Here is a 22,325-nt window from a genome sequence, read left to right on the forward strand (position 1 = left end):
AACAAGAACCGTCGGTCGCGCGTCCGCACCTATGTTCGCCAGGTCGAAGAGGCGCTCGCCGCCGGCGACAAGGTTGCTGCGCTCGAAGCGTTCAAGGCCGCGGAGCCGGAATTGATGCGCGCCGCAACCAAGGGTGTCCTCCACAAGAACACGGCTTCCCGCAAGGTTTCGCGGCTGGCCCAGCGGGTCAAGGTGCTGTCGGCCTGACCGACTTCCCTTTAGAACCGTTATCCTTGAACCCGGCCGCACAGGCCGGGTTTTTTCGTTTGCCGGCAAGTACTTAAAAAGAACGGTCGGACAACTACGATTGGGCCGAATTTCAAAGTAGCCAATGTTTTGCCGGCATATACATAATCGCTCATGTCGACGACCGCTGGATGCGGGCACGGCCACAGATGAGCCTGCCACAAAATCGATATATTTTTCAAAAGCTTACAGACGGTCATCCACAGCTTGTTCAACTCGCGGAGGAGCGGCGGGGGACAAGTAGCTGTCAAGAGAATTATTTCAGAAAATTTCCGAAGGTGTGGCCTTTTTCACATTCCACGGAAAAGGGTTTGAATCACAATGGCTTTATGAAAATGGGCCGCAGTGGCACCTGCTTTGAACACGTCTCCGGTAACCAGATTCGTTAAAAATCCGTTAGACGTGGCCTTGCCCTATCCACAGCGATTTCGGTAATGTCCATCCATCGAAGGGACGGGCACCTGCCCTTAACCCAGCCTGAATCGGCCAGCAGAAAATGGCGGAATTCATGACGCGGAGCAATTCCGCGTGCGGCTTGGTTTGTCTCTTCGGTGCGGGTAGGGGACTGGCGTAATTGTACATGGCAGTCGACGTTGGGCCGGCATTTTCGCCGGGCGGTGTTGTATTGTCTTGGCATGATCAAGCCGGCTTGCGAGAGCCGGCAGAGGTCCCTTGCGCAACGTTGCAACGATATCGCCGGCGGCGGCGATAGAGGCGCAGCGAAAAACGTCGCCGGACCCAGGGTGCAGGAGGCGCACTCCCGGCGGAAAAAGGGTACGAGAGACAAGGAACTTGATCATGCAGAGCGGCATCGAGGGGGAGATTGCGGGCGAACTCCCATTCCCAGCAACTATCGTCGGAGGGGACGACATGGCGGCATCCAGCGACGCTGAACAGAAGTTCGAGCGGGTCAAGGCCCAATTGAAGGCGCGTCTGGGAGCCGAGGTCTATTCGAGCTGGTTTGGCCGCATGAAGGTTGCCGAGGCGTCTCGCGGCATGGTCCGCATCTCGGTACCGACGGCCTTCCTGCGGTCGTGGATCAACGGCCATTACCTTGATCTTATCGCCGAACTGTGGAGGCACGAGGATCCCGACCTTCTCAAGATCGAGATCGTCGTGCGGACCGCCACGCGGCAGGGCCGCAACAATGTCGAGCCGGAGATCGCGCCGGCGCGCAAGATGACCAAGCAGGCCCAGACCGCGCTTGCCGCCGGCACCGCGAGCGCCGGTCGGGTGGAACGGGCGCCGGCGCCCCGCCAGGGCGTGCCAGTGGAGACCGAGTTCCGCCACAATGTGCTGGGGTCGCCGCTCGACCCGCGCTACACTTTCACTTCGTTCATCGAAGGCCCTTCGAACCGTGTTGCTTTCGCGGCGGCCAAGGCGGTGGCGGAATCGCAGTCGAGCGCGGTGCGCTTCAACCCGCTCTTTCTCCATGCGACCGTCGGCCTGGGCAAGACGCATCTGTTGCAGGCGATCGCGGCGGAATCGCTGCGGCACAATCCGAAATCGCGCGTGGTCTACCTGACGGCGGAATATTTCATGTGGCGCTTCGCCACCGCGATCCGTGACAACAATGCGCTGACGCTCAAGGAGCAGCTGCGCGACATCGATCTGCTGATAATCGACGACATGCAGTTTCTGCAGGGCAAGTCGATCCAGCACGAGTTCTGCCATCTCATCAACATGCTGCTCGACAGCGCCAAGCAGGTGGTGGTCGCCGCCGACCGGCCGCCGTCTGAACTGGAGTCGCTGGAGCCGCGGGTGCGCTCGCGCCTCAACGGCGGCGTGGCGCTCGAAATGTCGGCACCGGATTTCGGCATGCGCCTCGGCATGCTGAAGCTGCGCCTTGCCACTGCCAAGATCGACGATACCTCGCTCGACATTTCGGATGAGATCCTCGATCACGTCGCCAGAACGGTGACGGGCAGCGGGCGCGAGCTCGAAGGCGCATTCAACCAGCTTCTGTTTCGCCAGTCCTTCGAGCCGCAGATCACTATCGACCGCATCGACGAGATCCTCGGCCATATCTACCGCTCGGGCGAGCCGAAGCGGGTGCGTATCGAGGACATCCAGCGCATCGTGGCGCGCCACTATAACGTTTCGAAGACGGAACTGCTCTCAAACCGTCGCACGCGCACCATCGTCAAACCGCGGCAGGTAGCGATGTATCTCTCCAAGGTGATGACGCCGCGCTCGCTGCCGGAGATCGGACGCCGTTTCGGCGGCCGCGATCACACGACGGTTCTGCACGCCGTGCGCAAGATCGAGGATCTTTCCGGCGCCGACAACACGCTGGCACAGGAACTCGAACTGCTCAGAAGGCTGATCAACGAGCAGGCCTGAGCGCTTAGCCCGCTTTATCCCCAGAAAGCCCGCGCAACCGGCTGGAACCGGTGCCGCGGGCTTGCGTTTGCAGGGTTTTTACTGTCAGCTTACATAGATTCTGAGCTTTTCGGAGCTTTTGCGGGACGCCGCTGCCCGGTGACCCGCTCATTCATTGAAGCGAGCCTGTTTCGTCATGCGTGTTATCCTGGAACGATCCAATCTCCTGAAGTCCCTCAACCACGTCCATCGCGTGGTGGAGCGGCGCAACACCATCCCGATCCTGTCGAATGTGCTGCTCAGCGCCGAGGGCGCCAGCCTGGAAATGAAGGCCACCGACCTCGACCTTGAAGTGACCGAAGCCACGCCGGCCAAGGTCGAGCGCGGCGGCGCGACGACGGTTCCGGCGCATCTGCTCTACGACATCGTGCGCAAGCTGGCCGACGGCGCGGAGGTGATGCTGAAGACCGACGAGGACGGCAACGCGATGACCGTCACGTCCGGGCGCTCCAGCTTCCGCCTGCAGTGCTTGCCGCAGTCCGATTTCCCGGAGCTTTCAGCCGGCTCCTTCTCGCACATCTTCCGGCTCGATTCGGTGGCGCTCAAGGGCCTGATCGAGAAGACGCAGTTCGCGATCTCGACCGAAGAGACGCGCTACTATCTCAACGGCATCTTCCTGCACACGCATGAGGCGGGCGGCAAGCTGAAGCTGCGCTCGGTCGCGACCGACGGGCACCGACTGGCGCGCGCCGAGATCGACGCGCCGGCAGGCTCCGAAGGCATGCCCGGCATCATCATCCCGCGCAAGACGGTGAGCGAGCTGCAGAAGCTGGTCGACGACCCTGATATCGCGGTGACGACGGAACTGTCGGATACCAAGATCCGCTTCACCATCGGCAGCGTCATCCTGACCTCGAAGCTGATCGACGGCACCTTCCCCGATTATCAGCGCGTCATCCCGACCGGCAATGACAAGAAGCTGGTTATCGACCGCCAGAGCTTTGCCGCCGCCGTCGACCGCGTCTCGACCATTTCGTCCGAGCGCGGCCGAGCCGTGAAACTGTCGATCAATGACGGCCAGCTCACGCTCGCCGTCAACAATCCGGATTCCGGCAGCGCAACCGAGGAGCTGGCGGCCGAATACTCGTCCGACCCGATCGAGATCGGCTTCAACGCCAAATATCTGCTCGACGTCGCCGCCCAGCTCACCGGTTCGGAAGCCAAGTTCATGCTGGCGGATGCCGGGTCTCCGACGCTGATCCACGACATGGCCGACGAGACCGCGCTCTACGTGCTGATGCCGATGCGGGTCTAGGCTTTGTCTCTTTTGTTGACGCAATTCCGGACGGAAAACCGCTATGCACTTTTCCTGGAATTGCTCTAGCAGGCCTCACATGTCGCCGTGACCTCGGACGCCAAACAGCTTCGGCAGCAGAGCTATATAAGTAAGCTTACACTTACAAATTTTCGCAACTATGCGGGACTTTCGCTTGATCTCGGCCCTGGCGCTGTCGTGCTGTCCGGCGACAATGGCGCCGGCAAGACCAATCTGCTCGAAGCCGTTTCGCTGCTGACGCCGGGGCGCGGGCTGCGCCGCGCGCCTTACGCCGACGTCGCCCGCGAGGGCGGCGATGGCGGCTTTGCCTTGCATGCGCGCATCGAAGGACCGGAAGGTCAGGTCGAAATCGGCACCGGCATTGCCGGCGGCGATGGTGCCGCGGAAGGCGGCAGGCGCGTGCGCATCAACGGCGCGCCGGCAAAATCGGCCGAGGATATGCTCGAATGGCTGCGGGTCGTCTGGCTGACGCCGGCGATGGACGGGCTGTTTCCAGGGCCGGCCGCCGACCGCCGCCGCTTCTTCGACCGACTGGTGCTGGCGATCGACCCCGGCCATGGGCAGCGCGTGCTTGATTACGAGAAGGCGATGCGTGGCCGTAACCGTTTGCTTACGGAAGGCTCGCGCGACAGCGGCTGGTTCGACGCGATCGAGATGCAGATCGCCGAAACCGGGGTGGCGATCGCGGCGGCCAGGGCCGAGCTGGTGCGACTGCTTGCGGCCATGATCGACAAGCTGCCGGGCAGCGGCCCGTTTCCGCAGGCCGACATCAGCCTCGCCGGCGAATTGGAAAGCGAAATCGCGGTCACACCGGCAGTCGACGTCGAGGAGCGATTCCGCGCCATACTCGCCAATGGGCGCGAGCGCGACCGCGCCGCCGGCCGCACGCTCGACGGTCCGCATCGCTCCGACCTCGTGGTCCGTCACCGGCCGAAGTCGATGCCGGCCGAATTGTGCTCGACCGGCGAGCAGAAGGCGCTGCTTGTCGGCATCGTGCTGTCGCATGCGAGGCTGACCGGCGAGATGTCGGGCCTGACGCCGATCCTGTTGCTCGACGAGATCGCCGCGCATCTCGATGGCGGCCGGCGCGCGGCGCTGTTTTCCATCCTCGAAGAGCTCAACTGCCAGGCCTTCATGACCGGCACCGACGCGGCGCTGTTTTCCAGCCTTGCCGGGCGGGCGCAATTCCTGACGGTCGATCACGGCAGCGTCGGCCCGACCGGCTGAACTGTCGAAGAGTTGAAAGCGCCTTGCACGATGATTTGTCCTGCGGGACAAGGCTTCGCCTTGCATGTGAGTGACAAAGCTTCGCTTTGCATATGCATGACAAGGCTTCGCCTTGCATGTCAGTGACGAGGCTTCGCCTTGCATGCGCATGACAAGGCTTCCTGCCCGCTATATGGTCCGGCCATGACGAACGCTGCCCTCACCGACGAAGAGCTTGAGCGCTATGCCCGCCACATCGTGCTGCCCGAAATCGGCGGCCCCGGCCAGCAGAAGCTGAAGCGGGCGCGGGTGCTGGTGATCGGCGCCGGCGGGCTTGGGGCGCCTGTGCTCGAATATCTCGCGGCGGCCGGCGTCGGCACGCTCGGCATCGTCGACGACGATGATGTCTCCTTGTCCAACCTGCAGCGGCAGGTGATCCATGGCAGCGATACAATCGGCATGGCGAAGACCGACAGCGCTTCGGCGGCGATCTTGCGCATCAACCCCAATGTCAGGGTGGAACTGCATCGCCTCAGGCTGACCGAGCAAAATGCCCCTGCCCTCGTCGCCCAATACGATATCGTGGTCGACGGCTCCGACAATTTCGAGACACGCTATGCTCTGGCCGATGCCTGCGCGCAGGAAAAGAAGCCCCTGGTCACTGCCGCCGTTGGCCGTTTCGACGGCTCGGTGACGGTGCTGAAGCCATTTGAAACGGGGGCCAATGGCCAGCGCAATCCAGGCTACCGCGACCTTTTTCCGGAAGCGCCGCCCGAAGGGCTGGTGCCATCCTGCGCCGTTGCCGGCATCGTCGGCGCGCTGACGGGCGTCATCGGCACGCTGGAGGCAATGGAAGCGATTAAGCTGATCGCCGGCATCGGCGAGCCGCTGGTCGGCCGGCTGCTGCTTTACGACGGGCTGACCGCCCGTTTCGACACCGTCCGCTACAAGGCAGTCTGAGCGCATGGATCAGACGGCCACTCTCCTCGTCAGCGAGCTTCCGCCGGACTTTGCGCAGTGGGACGAATTGCTGGCGCTGATCCGGCGCGCCTTCGCCTATATGGACGGCGTCATCGACCCGCCGTCCTCGGCGCATCATCTCACACCCGAAAACCTCAAGAGCAAGGCCGGGCAAGAAACGCCGTTCCTGGCCATGGAGAACGGCCGGATCGTCGGCTGCGTCTTTGCGATGGAGAGGGCAGACGATTTCTATGTCGGCAAGCTTGCCGTCGAGCCTGGCCTTCAGGGGCGAGGCATAGGCGGACGGCTGATGCAGGCCGTCGACGATCTTGCCCACCGGCGCGGCAAGCAGGCCCTCGAGCTGCAGACGCGTATCGAGCTTACGGCGAACCACGCGGCCTTCGCCCGGCTCGGCTTTCGCGAGACCGGGCGCACCGCGCATGCGGGCTACGACAGGCCGACCTCGATCACCATGCGCAAGGTGCTGTCTTGAGCCTCGCGCTCAGCCCGGAGGAACAGGCAACCGCCGCCGGTAAGGACGGCGCGGGAATGGCGATGCGCATCGTCGCCGAGAGCGCGCGCCTGCTCGGCGCGCCGGGGCTGATCCCGATCTGTTCGGCGCATATCGACGGCGCGCTCTATCATGGCGATTCCGGCACGCTGTTCGCCGAGCGGCTGGTCGAAGGCGGCGCCAGTGTTGCCGTGCGCTCGACGCTCAATGTCGGGGCGCTCGACCTGACGGGCTGCTCGCGCATCCGCCTGGAAGAGCCGCAGCGCGGCATGGCGCGGCGGATGATGGATGCCTATCGCAAGCTCGGCTGCGAACAAAGCTGGACCTGCGCGCCCTATCAGGCCGGGCACAGGCCGGCACAGGGCAGCGATGTCGCCTGGGGCGAGTCCAATGCGGTGGTGTTCTGCAATTCGGTGCTGGGCGCCCGCACCAACCGCTACGGCGATTTCCTCGACATCGCCTGCGCCATCACCGGCCGCGCACCGGATTATGGCCTGCACCGGGCCGAGAACCGCCGGGCGCGGCTGGTGTTCGACGTCTCGGGCCTATTGCCTTCCTTCCTCGCTTCCGAGATCGCCTGGCCGGTGCTGGGCAGCCTCTATGGCCGCGAGGTCGGGGATACGATCGGCGTCGTCGTCGGCATCGCCAATCATCCCGGCGACGACGCGCTAAAGGCCTTCGGCGCCGCTGCCGCTTCCTCCGGCGCGGTCGGGCTGTTCCACATTGCAGGTGTCACGCCAGAGGCGCCGAACGTCGAAACCATTCTGGCCGAGCCGAAACCGGAGGCGGTGATCCACGTCACGCCGCAGATGGCGGCGAAGGCTCGCGCCGGCCTGTCGACGGCGGCGGTGCCGAAAACCATCGATGCGGTCGCCATTGGCAGCCCGCATCTGTCCTTTGCCGAGTTCGAGATGCTGGAGCGGCTGATTGCCGGAAGACGGCTCGCCGTGCCGATCTATGCCTGCACCGGCCGTCATGTGCTTGCCTTCCTGGAGCAGGACGGCCGGCGGAAGAGGCTCGAAGCGAGCGGGGTCGTCATCGTTGCCGACACATGCGTGGTGGTGACGCCGATCATGCCGGAACTTGCCGGCGGCGTGCTTATGACCAATTCGGGCAAGTTCGCGCATTACGCTCCGGGCAACACCGGCTATGCGGTGCTCTATGCCTCGCTCGCCGATTGCGTCGAAAGCGCGGTCGCCGGCAAGCCGCGCTTCACGGACCTCGCCGCATGAGCGCCGCCACGGAGATATTGGTACGGGGCAAGGCCGGTAAAGGCGAAGCGCTGGTGCTGACGGCGCCGATCAGCTTCTGGGGCGGCGTCGACCCGCAGACAGGCCGCATCGCCGATGTCCGCCACCCGCAGCATGGCGAGGTGATTTCCGGCCGGGTGCTGTTCCTGCCGGGCACCATCGGCTCGTCGTCGGCTTCGGCAGTGCTGATGGAACTGGTCCACAACGGCCGCGGGCCGGCAGCCCTTGTGCTGCACGAGCCGGACGCCATTCTTCTGCTCGGCCTGATCGTCGCGCGCGAAATGGGCTGGGAAACACCTATGGCGGTGCGGCTCGGACGCGGTGTGTTCGACGCCTATCGCGGAAGCACCGTCAAAGTCGACGACGACGGCGCCGTGAGCGTCGCCGCCTGAACAACCCGTGGTTTTTCAGGTCCTGAGCGGCAACACACGGTCCGGCGGGCGATGGCCGTCGAAGAAGGCGCGAATGTTGATGATCACCTTCTCGCCCATGTCGATGCGGCCTTCGAGCGTCGCCGAGCCCATATGCGGCAACAGAACGACCTTGCCCTTGTGGGCGAGCTTCAACAGCTTGCTGTTCAGCGCCGGCTCGTGCTCGTAGACGTCGAGGCCGGCGCCGGCGATCTTGCCGTCCTGGATGAGTTTGATCATCGACTCTTCGTCGATGATGTCGCCCCGCGCTGTGTTGACGATGTAGGCCGCCGGCTGCATCAGCGCCAGCCGCCGGGCCGACAGCAGATGAAAGGTCGCCGGCGTCGACGGGCAGTTGACCGAGATGATATCCATCCGGGCGAGCATCTGGTCGAGGCTTTCCCAATACGTCGCTTCCAATTCGTCCTCGACCGCCGGCAGCACGCGGTGGCGGTTGTGGTAGTGGATGGACAGGCCGAACGCCTTGGCGCGCCTGGCGACCGCCGTGCCGATACGGCCCATGCCGACAATGCCCAGGCGCTTGCCCCAGATGCGGCGGCCGAGCATCCAGGTCGGGGACCAGCCGGCCCATTTCTTCTCGCCGGTGAGCACGTTGGCGCCTTCGGCCAGCCTGCGCGGCACGGCGAGCATCAGCGCCATGGTCATGTCGGCGGTGTCTTCGGTGAGCACGTTCGGCGTGTTGGTGACGGTGATGCCTTTCTTGGCAGCCGCCGAGACGTCAATCTTGTCGACGCCGTTGCCGAAATTGGCAATCAGCTTGAGGTTCTCGCCGGCCTGGGCGATCAGCGCGGCATCGATGTGGTCGGTGATGGTCGGGACCAGCACGTCGGCTTCCTTGACCGCCGCAACCAGCTCAGGCTGGGTCATCGGCCGGTCCTCGACGTTGAGGCGCGCGTCGAACAGTTCGCGCATGCGGGTCTCCACCGGATCGGGCAGCTTGCGCGTGATGACGACGAGGGGCCGTTTTTTACCTGCCATTGTTTCCCCGAAGCTTCCTCGAAACCGATCTCGTTGAGACCTCTTTAACCAAGACAAGCGAAACTTGAAGCCAGTCGCGGTATCAGCCCACTCCTGTAACAAGCGATGCCGCCGAAGACAAAGAAAAAGGGGCGCTCCTCCCACGGACCGGCGCCGAAAGGAATGAACGTGTCTGGTTTCGCCTCGCTCCGCCTGGCTTTCAGCGCAGCCGTTCTCGGCACTCTGCTTTGGGCGCCGCAGACATCCGCGCAAGGCGCGGCCACGTCGGCGCAGACCGTGACGCTGGGGCCGAGCGGCCTGCCGCTGCCGCGCTTCGTCAGCCTGAAATCCGGACGCGTCAACTCGCGCGTCGGTCCGGGCGCCAACTATTCCGTCGACTGGATGTACATGAAGGCCGGACTGCCGATGGAAATCATCCAGGAATTCGACACCTGGCGCCGCGTGCGTGACGCCGACGGCTCCGAAGGCTGGATCAACCAGTCGCTGCTTTCGGGCCGCCGCACCGCGATCGTCGCCCCCTGGCAGCGCGGCAAGGGCGGCCGAATCAATCTGCTCGACGATCCCGACAAGGACGCCGGCGTTGTCGCCATCCTCGAGCCAGGCGTGATGGGCTCGATCAAGAAGTGCGACGGTCAGTGGTGCGAGATGACCTTCGACGGCCATACCGGCTGGGTCGCCCAGTCGCAGGTCTGGGGCGCCTACCCGGGAGAAAAGGTCAAGAACTGATCTGGACCATGATCTGATCCAAACCGTAGGTCAGCGTAGCAAAACCGGTTCCGACTTTTCGCGATCATGGTCTTCGAGCCGTATCGCCAGATCGACGGGCCTCATCGCGGGCAGATCAGTCGCGGCGCTTGGGGCGCAGCCTCACCACGATATCGACGTTGGCGATCTCCATGCCTTCCGGAGGCTCCGGCAGGTTGGAGACGCTCACCGGGCCGCTGACGATATCGAAGATCCGGTTCTCGCCCTCGACATAGAAGTGGTGGTGATCGGAAGTGTTGGTGTCGAAATAGGTCTTCGACCCTTCGACGGCGAGGATGCGCAGCATGCCGGCCTGGGTGAATTGATGAAGGGCATTGTAGACGGTGGCCAGCGAAACCGGCACACCGGCGGCGATCGCCTCTTCATGCAATTCTTCGGCCGAAAGGTGACGGTCGCCCTTGGCGAAAAGCAGGTCGGCCAGCGCAATGCGCTGGCGCGTCGGCCTCAGGCCGGCTTCGCGAACCCGCTTGTCCACAGCGACATTTTCCTTCCGGCAGCCCGAATCCATCTATCCCGTCTAAGCTTGCAAGCCCCATAGACCGGTCCAGAATGGCAAAAAGAGGTCAATGCCAAAAACTGGACACCACCCGACATATATTCTGTCGCCCAAATGCGATCAATAGCGCGCATTGACCCAGGCAGGCGCACGGGTTAAGCGCAAACGCCGGTTTCCGGCCACAAACAGAGTGTGTTAGGAAACCAACGACATGGGCGCCCTGCCGCCCGGAACGAGAACGGGGACGGAATTAATGGCGGGTCAAAAGTCCAGCTACGACTACGAGGAACTGCTTGCCTGCGCCCGCGGCGAGCTGTTCGGACCGGGAAACGCCCAGCTGCCCTACCCGCCGATGCTGATGTTCGACCGGATCACCGAGATCAGCGAGACCGGCGGCGCCTTCGACAAGGGCTTCATCCGTGCCGAGTTCGACATCAAGCCGGATCTTTGGTTCTTCGCCTGCCATTTCATCGGCAATCCGATCATGCCGGGTTGCCTCGGCCTCGACGCCATGTGGCAATTGACCGGCTTCTATCTCGGCTGGCTCGGCGAACCCGGCAAAGGCATGGCGCTGTCGACCGGCGAGGTGAAGTTCAAGGGCATGGTGACGCCATCGGTCAAGAAGGTCGAATATGGCGTCGACTTCAAGCGCGTGATGCGTGGCCGCCTCGTGCTCGGCATCGCCGACGGCTGGCTCAAGGCGGATGGCGAACCCATATACGCGGCAACGGATCTGAAGGTGGGCCTGTCCAAGCAGTCCGCCGCCTGATCGCCATCGCCACGGGCCCTGGCGTGTCCGGCGGATGCGCAAGGACGCCGCGGTTTTATTTTGCGTATGATCGAAGGCGGAAACCAATTAGGTTTTTCGTCAAACTACGCCGGAAGGAGTTGCGAATGAGACGCGTCGTAGTGACAGGCCTCGGCATTGTGTCGTCGATCGGCAACAACGCCAATGAGGTGCAGGCCTCGCTTTACGATGCCAAGTCCGGCATCAGCTTTTCCAATTCCTTCGCCGAGCACGGTTTTCGCTGCCAGGTATGGGGCGCGCCGACGCTCGACCCGTCGGCGATGATCGACCGCCGCGCAATGCGTTTCCTGAGCCAAGGCGCTGCCTGGAACCATGTCGCCATGGATCAGGCGATCGCGGACGCCGGGCTCGGCGAGAGCGACATCACCAATGAGCGGACCGGCATCGTGATGGGCTCCGGCGGACCGTCTACCAGGACCATCGTGGAAGCCGCCGAAACGACGCTCAAGAACAGCAGCCCGAAGCGGATCGGTCCGTTCGCGGTGCCGAAGGCGATGTCGTCGACCGCTTCGGCCACCTTGGCCACCTGGTTCAAGATCCACGGCGTGAATTACTCGATCTCGTCCGCCTGCTCGACCTCCGCGCACTGCATCGGCAATGCCTGTGAGCTGATCCAGTGGGGCAAGCAGGATATGATGTTCGCCGGCGGCCACGAGGATCTCGACTGGACGATGTCGGACCTGTTCGACGCCATGGGCGCCATGTCGTCGAAATTCAACGACAAGGCATCGGCCGCTTCGCGCGCCTATGATGTCAACCGCGACGGCTTCGTCATCGCCGGCGGCGCGGGCGTTCTGGTGCTGGAAGAGCTGGAGCACGCCAAGGCGCGCGGCGCCAAGATCTATGCCGAGATCGTCGGCTACGGCGCGACCTCCGACGGCTACGACATGGTGGCGCCGTCCGGCGAAGGCGCCGTGCGCTGCATGCGGCAGGCGCTTGCAACCGTCTCGACGCCGGTCGACTACATCAACACGCACGGCACATCGACGCCGGTCGGCGATTCCAAGGAAATGGGCGCCATCCGCGAGGTGTTCGGCGACCACATGCCGTATATCACCTCGACCAAGTCGCTGACCGGCCATTCGCTCGGCGCCGCAGGCGTCCAGGAATCGATCTACTCCATCCTGATGATGCAGGGCGGCTTCATCGGCGAGAGCGCCCATATCGAGGAGCTCGATCCCGAATTCGAGGGCATGCCGATCGTGCGCAAGCGCATCGACAATGCCAAGATCGACACCGTCCTGTCCAACTCCTTCGGTTTCGGTGGCACCAACGCAACGCTGATTTTCCAGCGCTATTCCGCATAAGGATTGCCTTTTATGGAAGGGTTGATGAAGGGCAAGCGCGGGCTTGTCATGGGGGTCGCCAACGATCATTCGATCGCCTGGGGCATCGCCAGGAAATTGTCCGAACACGGGGCGGAACTCGCCTTCACCTATCAGGGCGACGCCTTCGGGCGGCGGGTCAAGCCGCTGGCCGAGAAGCTCGGTGCCTCGCTGGTCGTGCCTTGCGACGTCGAGGACAGCGCCTCGGTCACCGCAACCTTCCAGACGCTTCGCGAAGCCTGGGGCGGCCTGGATTTCGTCGTTCACGCCATCGGGTTCTCCGACAAGAACGAGCTCAAGGGCCTCTACGCCGACACCAGCCGCGACAACTTCGTCCGCACCATGGTGATCTCCTGCTATTCCTTTACCGAGATCGCCCGCAATGCCGCCGCGCTGATGACGAACGGCGGCTCGATGATCACGCTGACCTATGCCGGGTCGGTGCGGGTCATGCCGAACTACAACGTCATGGGCGTCGCCAAGGCCGGACTGGAGGCGAGCGTGCGCTATCTCGCCAACGATTACGGCCCGCGCGGCATTCGGGTGAACGGCATCTCGGCAGGACCGGTGCGGACGCTCGCCGGCTCAGGCGTATCCGACGCACGCCACATGTTCTCTTATCAGCAGCGCAATTCGCCGCTACGGCGCACCGTCACCATCGACGAGGTTGGCGGCTCGGCGCTCTACCTGCTGTCCGATCTGTCTTCGGGAGTCACAGGCGAGATCCACTATGTCGATTCCGGCTATCACATCGTCTCCATGCCGACGCTAGAGGAACTGAAGCAGAACGACGGCCCCCGCGAATAATTCGCTAACGAAAAAAGCACCTTCCAGTAAAATTGGAGGCATTGGCGGAAACCCATTTTAAGGAGGTATCCGCTAAACGGCCCTGTAGTTCAGGGACCTTGCATGTCTGCAGTCAGCAACCCGAAGCGAACACCGCTGTTCCGGCTGATCACCATCGCCAGCTCGGCCATGGGCAGTTTTATCCTCGGACTCTGGGGGTTGCGCTTCGGCTTCGGCGACGGCCTGGCCGGCATGTCTGCCGGGACGATGGCGGGTATCATCGCCGCGCTCTGTGCCCTTTCCGCCGGCGGCGCCGCGATGTCATTCTTCGCAGGCATCGATGAATCGGCCGAATACGTCTTCAAGGAAACCCATTTCGACAAGATGACCGGCCTGCTGACGCGCCAGGCGATCGTCGGAAAGGTCGCAGCGGCGGCAGCGGAAACGCTAGAGACCGGCGAACCGATCTATCTGATCGATATCGACATCGACCGCTTCAAGCAGATCAACGACGCCATCGGCTACGGTCATGGCGACGAGCTGATCCGCGCCTTCACCAAAAGGCTGAAGGAGAGCATGCCGGAGGATGCCGTGATCGGGCGGCTCGGCGCCGGCGAATTCGCCGTGCTCTTGCCAGACCGTGAGATCCGGGGATATCTCGAACGGTTCCTCGAAACATTCATCAACCGCATGATGGAGCCCTACCAGCTCCAGACGCATCTGCAGTCGGTCAGCATGTCCGTCGGTATCGTGGCGATGCCGAAGGACGGCGTCGATCCAGTGCTCATCCTTCGCCGTTCAAACCTGGCGCTGCAGAATGCGCGCGCAAGCGGCATCGGCAACTGGTCGGTCTTCCACGCCGACATGGGCCGCGTTGCGGACCACCGGCAATGGATTGAATCGGAGCTGAAAACCGCCTTCGACCGCGGCGACTTCAGCCTCCACTACCAGCCGCAATTCGACCTGCAGGGCGGCCGTGTCGTCGGCTATGAAGCGCTGATCCGGTGGAAGCATCCGGAACGCGGCATGATCCCGCCGATGGAATTCATTCCGATCGCCGAGGAAACCGGCATGATCAACCCGATCGGCGAATGGGTGCTGCGCAAGGCTTGCAGCGACGCCCAGTACCTGCCGGAGGATTGCTTCGTCGCCGTCAACATCTCGCCGGTCCAGTTCATGACCAGGGACTTCGTCGGCATCGTGCGCCAGACCATGGCATCGACCGGCATCAAGCCGTCGCGGCTGGAACTCGAAGTCACCGAAACGGCGATGATGCAGGACCGCGACCGCGCGGCCGTCATCCTGCGGCAACTCGCCGAGATGGGCATCTCGGTCGCCGTCGACGATTTCGGCACCGGCTATTCCAACCTGAGCTATCTGATCGACTTCTCGTTCGGCAAGCTGAAGATCGACCGCTCCTTCGTCAGCCGCATCGATACCGATTCCAGCTCGGGCGCTGTCGTCTCGACCATCGTGGGGCTATCGCGGGCGCTCGGCGTCGGCATCATCGCCGAAGGCGTCGAGACCGAGAACCAGGCGACGCTGCTGAGAGCCGCCGGTTGCGAGGTCGTGCAGGGTTATCTGTTCGGCCGCCCCGCGCCGCTCGAGATCGAGCTCGGCGCGTTGCGCCCTGTTCATGCCAGGCGCGAGCCGGCACGCCTCGTCAGCCTGCAGTAGGGCGCTGCGTTCATTTCCTGGAGCAATCACGGGGACGGAAAACCGTCTCACGCTTTACCTGGAATTGCTTTTAACGCCGCGCCGAAAACACCTTGAACATGCCATCGCGCGCGACCTCGGCGTGACTGGAGAAGGCTCCCGCCAGCACCTGTTCGTAGGGCAACTGCCGGTTCGCCACCATGAACAGGCGTCCGCCTGGTTTCAGTGCCTTCGACGCCGCACGGATCATGCCAGCGCCGATGCCCGGGTCGGCAGCCCTGCCGCTGTGGAAGGGCGGGTTCATGACGATCGCGTCGTAACCTCGCTCGACCGTTTCGGTCAGCAGATCGGTCCAGAAGAAGCGGGGCTCGACTGCGGTTGCGCGGATATTGACCTTTGCCGCCTCCAGGGCCTCGAAATCCGCTTCGTAGAGGTCGAGACCGGAAAGCCCTGTCGAGCGTTCCATCACTCCGGCCGCCAGATAGCCCCAGCCGGCACAGAAATCGGCGACATTGCCCGCAAGTTCCCGCGGCAGGCTGTCCAGCAGAAGCTTCGACCCTGCGTCGACCCGATCGAAGGAGAACATGCCGGGCGCGGTGCGGAAGCGGCCTTCGACGACCAGATCGGGATTGGCGGCGCGAAGCGCCCGGGCCGCATCCATGCCGGCCCGGCGGAACCAGAAGGCGACGCCGTGATGCTTCGGCAGGTGGGCTTCGAGCGGCGCCAGCGCGCCCACGCGCTTGCGCAGGCTATCGATGCCGACTTCCTTGCCGCCGGCGACGACGATCAACCCGCCGGGCGCGACGCGCTCGATGGCTTCGGCGATGCGCAGCTCGTTCTGGCCGCGATGCCGGCCGGCCAGCACAAGGGCAGCATCGAAGGCCGAGCCTTCCGCCTGCGGCGTGACCGAATAGCCGGCTGCCTGCAGAGCACGAAAATGCGGCCGAAAACCTTGCACGAGATGCAGCGCCGCAGCGACGCCGCCGGGCAAACGGAAACCAGGCTCAGCGCCAAGAAACAGGATGCGGGCATCGCTTCGCGGCCAAGGCAGCGCTTCGGCCTCGAACGGATAGAACAGCGTCTTCAGCGGCTCAGCGGCCATTCACCTACCCTTGAAGGGCGCTTGAAATAGAAACGGGCGCGACCTTGCAGCGCGCCCGTTTCAATCATGCGGTCAGGCCAATCAGGCGGCGTCTTCCTCGCCTTCCGGCTTCTTCTTTTCCTGAACGATTTCCTTGCCGGTCGCCTGGTCGACGACCTTCATCGACAGGCGCACCTTGCCGCGCTCGTCGAAGCCCATCAGCTTGACCCAAACCTTGTCGCCTTCCTTGACGACGTCGGAGGTCTTGGCGACGCGCTCATTGGCGAGCTGCGAGATGTGGACGAGGCCGTCGCGCGGGCCGAAGAAGTTGACGAAGGCGCCGAAGTCGGCCGTCTTAACGACGGTACCTTCGTAGATCTCGCCGACTTCCGGCTCGGCGACGATGGTGTGGATCCACTTCTTCGCCGCCTCGATCTCCTTGGCGTTGGCCGACGCGATCTTGACCGTGCCGTCATCCTCGATGTTGATCTTGGCGCCGGTCTTCTCGACGATCTCGCGGATCACCTTGCCGCCGGAGCCGATGACGTCGCGGATCTTGTCGGTCGGGATGTGCATGACCTCGATGCGCGGCGCAAATTCGCCGAGCTCGGCGCGCGAGGAAGATATGGCATGCGCCATCTCGCCCAGGATGTGCAGCCGGCCTTCCTTGGCTTGGCCGAGCGCGATGCCCATGATCTCCTCGGTGATGCCATCGATCTTGATGTCCATCTGCAGCGAGGTGACGCCGTTGGCGGTGCCGGCGACCTTGAAGTCCATGTCGCCGAGATGATCCTCGTCGCCAAGGATGTCGGAGAGCACCGCGAAGCGCTCGCCTTCCTTGATCAGGCCCATGGCGATGCCGGCCACGGGCTTGGCGATCGGCACGCCGGCATCCATCAGCGCCAGCGAGGTGCCGCAGACCGTCGCCATCGAGGACGAGCCGTTCGACTCGGTGATCTCCGAGACGACGCGCAGCGTGTACGGGAACTGGTCCGCCGAAGGCAGCATCGGGTGGATCGCGCGCCAGGCAAGCTTGCCGTGGCCGATCTCGCGGCGGCCCGGCGAGCCCATGCGGCCGGTTTCGCCAACCGAATAGGGCGGGAAGTTGTAGTGGAGGAGGAACTTCTCCTTGTACATGCCGGTCAGCGAATCGACGAACTGCTCATCCTCGCCGGTGCCGAGCGTGGCAATGACCAGCGCCTGAGTCTCGCCGCGGGTGAACAGCGCCGAACCATGGGTACGCGGCAGGACGCCGACTTCGGCGACGATCTTGCGCACGGTCTTCAGGTCGCGGCCGTCGATGCGCGAGCCGGTGTCCAGGATGTTCCAGCGTACGACCTTGGCCTGGAGCTCCTTGAAGACGCTTGCGATCTGCTCGGAGGAGTATTTCGGATCCTCGCCTTCGGCCGGCGTGAACGCGGCCTTGACCTTCGCCTTGACGGCGTCGACGGCCGCGTAGCGGGACTGCTTCTCGATGATCTTGTAGGCGTCGCGAAGCTCGTCGCCGACAACCTTCAGCATCTCGCCTTCGAGCTGCGAATGGTCCGGCGCGGTGAAGTCGCGCGGATCCTTGGCGGCGACCTCGGCCAGCTTGATGATGGCGTCGATCACCGGCTGGAAGCTCTTGTGACCGAACACGACGGCGCCGAGCATGAGCTCCTCGCTGAGCTCCTTGGCCTCGGATTCGACCATCAGCACGGCGTCGGCGGTGCCGGCGACGACGAGGTCGAGCTTCGATTCCTCCATCTCGTCGATATGCGGATTGAGCACATACTCGCCGTTGATGTAGCCGACGCGGGCGCCGCCGATCGGACCCATGAAGGGCACGCCGGACAGGGTGAGCGCGGCCGAGGTAGCGACGATCGACAGGATGTCCGGATCGTTCTCGAGATCGTGCTGGACGACGGTGACGACGATCTGGGTGTCGTTCTTGTAGCCGTCAGCAAACAGCGGGCGGATCGGGCGGTCGATCAGGCGGGAAACCAACGTTTCCTTCTCGCTCGGACGGCCCTCGCGCTTGAAGTAGCCGCCCGGAATCTTGCCGGCGGCATAGGTCTTTTCCTGGTAATTGACGGTGAGCGGGAAGAAATCGAGGCCGGGCTTCGGCTCCTTCATCGAAACGACGGTGGCGAGAACCACGGTCTCGCCGTAGGTGGCGAGCACCGCGCCGTCAGCCTGGCGAGCGATCTTGCCGGTTTCCAGGATGAGCGGACGGCCGCCCCATTCGATTTCCACTTTGTGTTGATTGAACATATCTTGTCCTTCATGTGCGGAAAGGGCCGCGCCGTCTCAACGGTCGCGGAGCATCCCTTCCCTGGCTTCCTTCGGGCAGCCACGGGCAAGACAACGGGAAGCTCGACAGGTGGCGATTGCCGAGCGAGCATCCTGCAATCCTGCCCCATGACCGTCCATGGGCGGTTCCGAACGGCCCTTTGCGCTTCCGGAACCGGGTCTGGCCGACCGGTCGGCCGGTCCTTTGCGCACGACGCCGAAAACCCCTGTTTCCGAGACGCGCCATGCGCGAATGCGAATTTCGAGAGCGCGGCGCGCTCCACTCCAGCATCGGGCACCGGAGCGACCGGTCCGCCAATGCGCGACCGGCGGGCTCTCCGCAGAGAGCCCGCCGGTCAATTCGTCAGCGACGGAGACCGAGCTTGTCGATCAGCGTCTGATAGCGCGTGTCATCCTTGCGCTTGAGGTAATCAAGCAGGCTGCGGCGCTGGGAAACGAGAGCAAGCAAACCACGGCGGGAATGGTTATCCTTCTTGTGGTCCTTGAAGTGCTCCGTCAGGTTCTTGATGCGCTCGGAAAGGATGGCAACCTGGACTTCCGGGGACCCGGTATCGCCCTTCGCGGTCGCGAATTCGGCCATCAGTTCTTTTTTGCGATCGGCAGTAATCGACATCGTGTTTTTCCTTATCTGTTCGAGGAAACGGGACGCCCTCAGCCGGGATGTCGTCCAGCAGGGGCCGGTGCAAGCAGCGCGTCAGGGCGCGAAGCTGCCGCGCATATAGTGCAATTTCCCGCAAAACACCAGACTAATTGTCAAGCCGGCTTGTCGCATGTCCTGCCGCAAAAACAGAGGGTTCTGCTGCTACAGCCACTTCTTCCATTTGAAGAAGGCGACGAGCCCGACAGCAACGACCAGCATGAACAAAAGTGCCGCCGGGTAGCCGTAGTAGGCCTTGAGCTCCGGCATGTTCCAGGGCGAGCTATCCGGGTCGAAGTTCATGCCCCAGACACCGACGAGGAAGGTGAGCGGCATGAAGATCACCGAGACGATGGTCAGATAGGAGATGACGTCGTTGGTGCGTGCCTGGGTCAGCGACAGATGCATTTCGATCAAGCCGGTCAGCATGTCGCGCTGGGTCTCGACCAGTTCGATCAGCCGCAGCGCATGGTCGAGCGTATCGTTGAAGAATATCTTGGTCTCGGCCTGCACGAAGGGCACGTCGTTGCGGATCAGCGTCGCCAGCGCGTCGCGCATCGGCCACAGAACGCCCTTCAGCACATTGGCGTCGCGCCGCAATTCGTGCAACTGCCGCATCTGGTGCTTGTGGGGCGTGTTGAGCATCTGGTCTTCGATGCCGTCGACCAATTCGCTCACCGTCTCGATCGGCGGGAAATAGCTGTCGACGATGGCGTCGATCAGCGCATAGGCGAGATAGTCGGCGCCGCGCGAGCGCAGCCGGTTGGGCATGGGAGCCGCGATGCGCTTGCGCACTGGATCGAACGGGTCGCCCTCGCGCTCCTGAAAGGTGACGACGAAATTCTCGCCGAAGAACACCGCGATCTGCTCGTAGCGATGCGCGGCGACATCGTCGATCATGCGCATGACGACGAAGGCGTGGTCCTCGAAGAAATCCACCTTCGGCCGCTGGCCGGTGTTGACGACATCCTCGAGCGCCAGCGGATGAAGGTCGAAAATCCGGCCGATCTCTTCGATCAGCGGGATGTTCGCGAGCCCCGTGCAATCAAGCCAGACGACCGGCCAGCGGTCGCAATGGGTGTTGAGCTCGTCGATGCTGGCATTGTCGATGGTTTTGTATTTCTCCGGCGAGATCAACGTCAGCCGAAGCTCGCTGCGCCGCGCCGCCGGATCGGCGATCAAGGTGCCGGGCGAAGCGCCGACCGGCGGCCGGCGGATTTTCAGCGGCGCCCGCCTTCCGACGGTCTCAGCCATTGCCACAATCCTCTGGGCCATAATCCTCTGGGCCATGATTCCTCTGGGCCATGAGCTCCCCTGGGGCGCGACGTCATAGCAGATCGCTGCTCTAACCGTCGGTTTTCATGCAATTCCGACGGGAACCGTTACACGTTTTCCTGGAACTGCGAGCCGAAACTAGCCGAGTGCCGTCAACCGGCAAAGACCCGCTTGGGCTTGAACATGCCCTGTTCTATGGCGCCGATGGCGACGAGCTTGCCGCGCGCCGTGGCACAGGCCTCCTCGGCCTCGACCGGCGCGTCGCGCCCTCGAATGATGACGGGATTGCCGAGGCGGATCTTGGTCGCGGCGTCGTCGCTGACGGCGACCTGCGGCAAGCAGTCAAGTGCTGCGGCGGTCTCGACCAGCAGCGCATCGATGGCGCCGAAATCGACCGACACCTCGGCTTCTTCGTCCGCATTCTCATCCGTCTTGCCGCCGAAGCGCGCCGCTTCGAGCTCGGCGACGGTGACGAAATCGTCCGCCGTGAACGGCTCGACCTCGACGCGGCGCAACTCGGAGATGTGGCCGAAGCAGCCCAGATCGCGACCCATGTCGCGCGCCAGCGAGCGCACATAGGTGCCCTTGCCGCACTCGACCTCGAAGACGGTTCTATCGACACCATGCTCGACGATGTCCAAACGGCCGATTTCGATCTCGCGGGCGGGAATGTCGACCGTCTCGCCGTCGCGGGCTAGATCGTAGGCGCGCTCGCCGGCAATCTTGACGGCAGAGAATTGCGGCGGCGTCTGCATGATGACGCCGGTGTATTTCGGCAGCAGCGCCCGCACCTCGGCCTCGGCCGGGCGGCGGTCCGAGCTGTTCGTCACCGGCCCTTCGAGGTCGTCGGTCGACCGCTCCTCGCCCCAGGCGACGGTGAAGCGGTAGACCTTGGCGCCATCCTGCACGTAAGGCACGGTCTTGGTCGCCTCGCCGAGCGCGATCGGCAGCATGCCGGAAGCCAACGGGTCGAGCGTGCCGGCATGGCCGGCCTTCTCCGCTTGGAACAGCCATTTGATCTTGGAGACGGCTTCGGTCGAGCCCATGCCGACCGGCTTGTCCAGCACCACCCAGCCGGAGACCGGCCGGCCCTTCTTCTTGCCGCGGCGCGCCACCTATTCCTCGTCCTTGTCGTTGTTTTTATTCTGGTCGCCAAGATCGCGCGCGACCTCGGGCGATTTCAGCAATTCGTTGATCCTGGCGAAATTGTCGAAAGACGTATCGAGCCGGAAGCGAAACTCGGGCATGTACTTCATCTGCCTGAGCGCGCCCGAGACGCGGCCGCGAATGAATTTCGCATGCCTGTTGAGCGCCCCGACCACGGCATCGGCGTCGCCGACACCAAGCGGAGAAACGAAAGCGGTGGCGATCTTGAGGTCGGGCGACATGCGTACTTCCGAGACCGAGACGACACTGTTCTCGATCACCGGGTCGATGATTTCGCCGCGCTGCAGGGTCTCGGATAGGGCGTGACGCACCTGCTCACCGACGCGCAGCATGCGCTGGGAGGGGCCTGATGTTGTCGAACGGGACATTTTTCTTCAGTCCTGAAATCGTGAAGCGCGGGATGGGACCGCGCCACATGTCTCAACTACGAAACAAGGATCTCGGGCGGCAGCCTTGCGGCCGCCGCCCGGTGAATTCCGGCAAGTATATCCGAAATTAGAGCGTCCGGCTCACCATCTCGACGCGGAAGCACTCGATGACGTCGCCGACGCGCATGTCCTCGTAGTTCTGGAAGGCCATGCCGCATTCCTGACCGCCCGGCACTTCCGAAACCTCGTCCTTGAAGCGCTTCAGCGTCTTCAGCGTGCCTTCGTGGACGACGACGTTGTCGCGGATCAGGCGCACGCCCGCGCCACGCTCGACCTTGCCTTCGGTGACGCGGCAGCCGGCGATCTTGCCGACCTTCGAGATGTCGAAGATCTCGAGGATCTCGGCATTGCCGATGAAGGTCTCGCGCC

General features: G+C 63.5%; 22 protein-coding genes. 13 read left to right on the top strand and 9 right to left on the bottom strand.

All coding sequences use genetic code 11. The features are described from left to right. From rpsT to EOA49_RS19245, 8 genes are all read left to right on the top strand, one after another. Positions 1-207, top strand: a 207-nt coding sequence (rpsT, locus tag EOA49_RS19210; RefSeq protein WP_127243301.1) for a 30S ribosomal protein S20, incomplete at its 5' end; no start/stop codon positions are given. Between the two features lie 909 nt (positions 208-1,116). Beyond that, positions 1,117-2,589 carry a chromosomal replication initiator protein DnaA gene (gene dnaA / locus EOA49_RS19215; protein WP_245432952.1) on the top strand — a complete coding sequence of 491 codons (1,473 nt, stop codon included), beginning with the start codon at positions 1,117-1,119 and terminating at the stop codon, positions 2,587-2,589. 175 nt (positions 2,590-2,764) lie between these two features. Next, entirely contained in the window at positions 2,765-3,883 is a 1,119-nt protein-coding gene (gene dnaN, locus EOA49_RS19220) for a DNA polymerase III subunit beta (protein WP_066996395.1), read from the top strand. Positions 3,884-3,970: 87 nt separating this feature from the next. Beyond that, positions 3,971-5,131 carry a DNA replication/repair protein RecF gene (gene recF / locus EOA49_RS19225; protein ID WP_127240576.1) on the top strand — a complete coding sequence of 387 codons (1,161 nt, stop codon included), beginning with the start codon at positions 3,971-3,973 and terminating at the stop codon, positions 5,129-5,131. A gap of 183 nt (positions 5,132-5,314) precedes the next feature. Continuing rightward, positions 5,315-6,070, top strand: a complete 756-nt coding sequence (locus EOA49_RS19230; RefSeq protein ID WP_095824400.1) for a molybdopterin-synthase adenylyltransferase MoeB — start codon at positions 5,315-5,317, stop codon at positions 6,068-6,070. 4 nt (positions 6,071-6,074) lie between these two features. Beyond that, entirely contained in the window at positions 6,075-6,563 is a 489-nt protein-coding gene (locus EOA49_RS19235) for a GNAT family N-acetyltransferase (RefSeq protein WP_095824219.1), read from the top strand. Beyond that, positions 6,560-7,813: an aconitase X catalytic domain-containing protein gene (locus tag EOA49_RS19240; RefSeq protein WP_082953864.1), complete on the top strand. Its 1,254-nt coding sequence runs from the start codon at positions 6,560-6,562 to the stop codon at positions 7,811-7,813. Before EOA49_RS19235 ends, EOA49_RS19240 begins: the two co-directional genes overlap by 4 nt. Beyond that, positions 7,810-8,223, top strand: coding sequence for a DUF126 domain-containing protein (locus EOA49_RS19245; RefSeq protein ID WP_067324544.1), 414 nt, complete (start codon positions 7,810-7,812; stop codon positions 8,221-8,223). Before EOA49_RS19240 ends, EOA49_RS19245 begins: the two co-directional genes overlap by 4 nt. 15 nt (positions 8,224-8,238) lie before the next feature. Here the strand turns inward: EOA49_RS19245 and EOA49_RS19250 are convergent, their stop codons facing one another. After that, on the bottom strand, positions 8,239-9,240 hold the full coding sequence (locus EOA49_RS19250; protein WP_066996380.1) for a D-glycerate dehydrogenase: 1,002 nt from the start codon (positions 9,238-9,240) through the stop codon (positions 8,239-8,241). Between the two features lie 168 nt (positions 9,241-9,408). Here EOA49_RS19250 and EOA49_RS19255 point away from each other — a divergent pair, with 168 nt between their 5' ends. Beyond that, complete coding sequence (locus tag EOA49_RS19255; RefSeq protein WP_067324770.1) at positions 9,409-9,966, top strand: SH3 domain-containing protein; 558 nt, start codon at positions 9,409-9,411, stop codon at positions 9,964-9,966. Between the two features lie 115 nt (positions 9,967-10,081). On the opposite strand, the gene irrA is transcribed toward EOA49_RS19255, so the two are convergent. Beyond that, complete coding sequence (gene irrA, locus EOA49_RS19260) at positions 10,082-10,513, bottom strand: iron response transcriptional regulator IrrA (protein WP_127240575.1); 432 nt, start codon at positions 10,511-10,513, stop codon at positions 10,082-10,084. Positions 10,514-10,754: 241 nt separating this feature from the next. On the opposite strand from irrA, the gene fabA reads away from it, so the two are divergent. From fabA to EOA49_RS19280, 4 genes are all read left to right on the top strand, one after another. After that, positions 10,755-11,270: a 3-hydroxyacyl-[acyl-carrier-protein] dehydratase FabA gene (gene fabA, locus EOA49_RS19265; RefSeq protein WP_027165888.1), complete on the top strand. Its 516-nt coding sequence runs from the start codon at positions 10,755-10,757 to the stop codon at positions 11,268-11,270. Positions 11,271-11,395: 125 nt separating this feature from the next. Further along, the gene (gene fabB, locus EOA49_RS19270) at positions 11,396-12,616 is read left to right on the top strand and encodes a beta-ketoacyl-ACP synthase I (RefSeq protein ID WP_127240573.1); all 1,221 of its coding nucleotides are present in this window, start codon (positions 11,396-11,398) and stop codon (positions 12,614-12,616) included. 12 nt (positions 12,617-12,628) lie between these two features. Then, positions 12,629-13,441, top strand: a complete 813-nt coding sequence (fabI, locus tag EOA49_RS19275; protein WP_095799331.1) for an enoyl-ACP reductase FabI — start codon at positions 12,629-12,631, stop codon at positions 13,439-13,441. A 102-nt stretch (positions 13,442-13,543) separates the two neighbouring features. Then, positions 13,544-15,097 (top strand): bifunctional diguanylate cyclase/phosphodiesterase, encoded by a 1,554-nt coding sequence (locus EOA49_RS19280; protein ID WP_127240572.1) that lies wholly within the window; start codon positions 13,544-13,546, stop codon positions 15,095-15,097. Between the two features lie 70 nt (positions 15,098-15,167). Here the strand turns inward: EOA49_RS19280 and EOA49_RS19285 are convergent, their stop codons facing one another. The 7 genes from EOA49_RS19285 to EOA49_RS19315 all read right to left on the bottom strand — a co-directional run. Next, the gene (locus EOA49_RS19285) at positions 15,168-16,178 is read right to left on the bottom strand and encodes a class I SAM-dependent methyltransferase (protein ID WP_127243302.1); all 1,011 of its coding nucleotides are present in this window, start codon (positions 16,176-16,178) and stop codon (positions 15,168-15,170) included. A gap of 81 nt (positions 16,179-16,259) precedes the next feature. Continuing rightward, a complete protein-coding gene (pnp, locus tag EOA49_RS19290; RefSeq protein ID WP_095824224.1) occupies positions 16,260-18,410 on the bottom strand; it encodes a polyribonucleotide nucleotidyltransferase in 2,151 nt (716 codons plus the stop codon). 382 nt (positions 18,411-18,792) lie between these two features. Further along, on the bottom strand, positions 18,793-19,104 hold the full coding sequence (gene rpsO / locus EOA49_RS19295; protein ID WP_275955123.1) for a 30S ribosomal protein S15: 312 nt from the start codon (positions 19,102-19,104) through the stop codon (positions 18,793-18,795). Between the two features lie 147 nt (positions 19,105-19,251). Further along, the gene (gene corA / locus EOA49_RS19300; protein WP_127241625.1) at positions 19,252-20,346 is read right to left on the bottom strand and encodes a magnesium/cobalt transporter CorA; all 1,095 of its coding nucleotides are present in this window, start codon (positions 20,344-20,346) and stop codon (positions 19,252-19,254) included. A gap of 167 nt (positions 20,347-20,513) precedes the next feature. Further along, entirely contained in the window at positions 20,514-21,476 is a 963-nt protein-coding gene (gene truB, locus EOA49_RS19305) for a tRNA pseudouridine(55) synthase TruB (protein WP_067324537.1), read from the bottom strand. Continuing rightward, positions 21,477-21,896, bottom strand: a complete 420-nt coding sequence (gene rbfA, locus EOA49_RS19310) for a 30S ribosome-binding factor RbfA (RefSeq protein ID WP_127241624.1) — start codon at positions 21,894-21,896, stop codon at positions 21,477-21,479. It abuts the gene before it with no gap. Positions 21,897-22,023: 127 nt separating this feature from the next. Further along, positions 22,024-22,325: EF-Tu/IF-2/RF-3 family GTPase (locus EOA49_RS19315; protein WP_348626880.1), on the bottom strand; the 302-nt coding region annotated here is incomplete at its 5' end.

The sequence above is a fragment of the Mesorhizobium sp. M1A.F.Ca.IN.020.04.1.1 genome, from assembly GCF_003997315.1.
GTDB lineage: Bacteria > Pseudomonadota > Alphaproteobacteria > Rhizobiales > Rhizobiaceae > Mesorhizobium.

Coding starts and splice junctions, on each gene's coding strand:
- dnaA (WP_245432952.1), top strand. CDS start 1,117: ATGGCGGCATCCAGCGACGCTGAACAGAAGTTCGAGCGGGTCAAGGCC.
- dnaN (WP_066996395.1), top strand. CDS start 2,765: ATGCGTGTTATCCTGGAACGATCCAATCTCCTGAAGTCCCTCAACCAC.
- EOA49_RS19230 (WP_095824400.1), top strand. CDS start 5,315: ATGACGAACGCTGCCCTCACCGACGAAGAGCTTGAGCGCTATGCCCGC.
- EOA49_RS19235 (WP_095824219.1), top strand. CDS start 6,075: ATGGATCAGACGGCCACTCTCCTCGTCAGCGAGCTTCCGCCGGACTTT.
- EOA49_RS19245 (WP_067324544.1), top strand. CDS start 7,810: ATGAGCGCCGCCACGGAGATATTGGTACGGGGCAAGGCCGGTAAAGGC.
- EOA49_RS19250 (WP_066996380.1), bottom strand. CDS start 9,240: ATGGCAGGTAAAAAACGGCCCCTCGTCGTCATCACGCGCAAGCTGCCC.
- irrA (WP_127240575.1), bottom strand. CDS start 10,513: ATGGATTCGGGCTGCCGGAAGGAAAATGTCGCTGTGGACAAGCGGGTT.
- fabA (WP_027165888.1), top strand. CDS start 10,755: ATGGCGGGTCAAAAGTCCAGCTACGACTACGAGGAACTGCTTGCCTGC.
- fabB (WP_127240573.1), top strand. CDS start 11,396: ATGAGACGCGTCGTAGTGACAGGCCTCGGCATTGTGTCGTCGATCGGC.
- fabI (WP_095799331.1), top strand. CDS start 12,629: ATGGAAGGGTTGATGAAGGGCAAGCGCGGGCTTGTCATGGGGGTCGCC.
- EOA49_RS19280 (WP_127240572.1), top strand. CDS start 13,544: ATGTCTGCAGTCAGCAACCCGAAGCGAACACCGCTGTTCCGGCTGATC.
- EOA49_RS19285 (WP_127243302.1), bottom strand. CDS start 16,178: ATGGCCGCTGAGCCGCTGAAGACGCTGTTCTATCCGTTCGAGGCCGAA.
- pnp (WP_095824224.1), bottom strand. CDS start 18,410: ATGTTCAATCAACACAAAGTGGAAATCGAATGGGGCGGCCGTCCGCTC.
- rbfA (WP_127241624.1), bottom strand. CDS start 21,896: ATGTCCCGTTCGACAACATCAGGCCCCTCCCAGCGCATGCTGCGCGTC.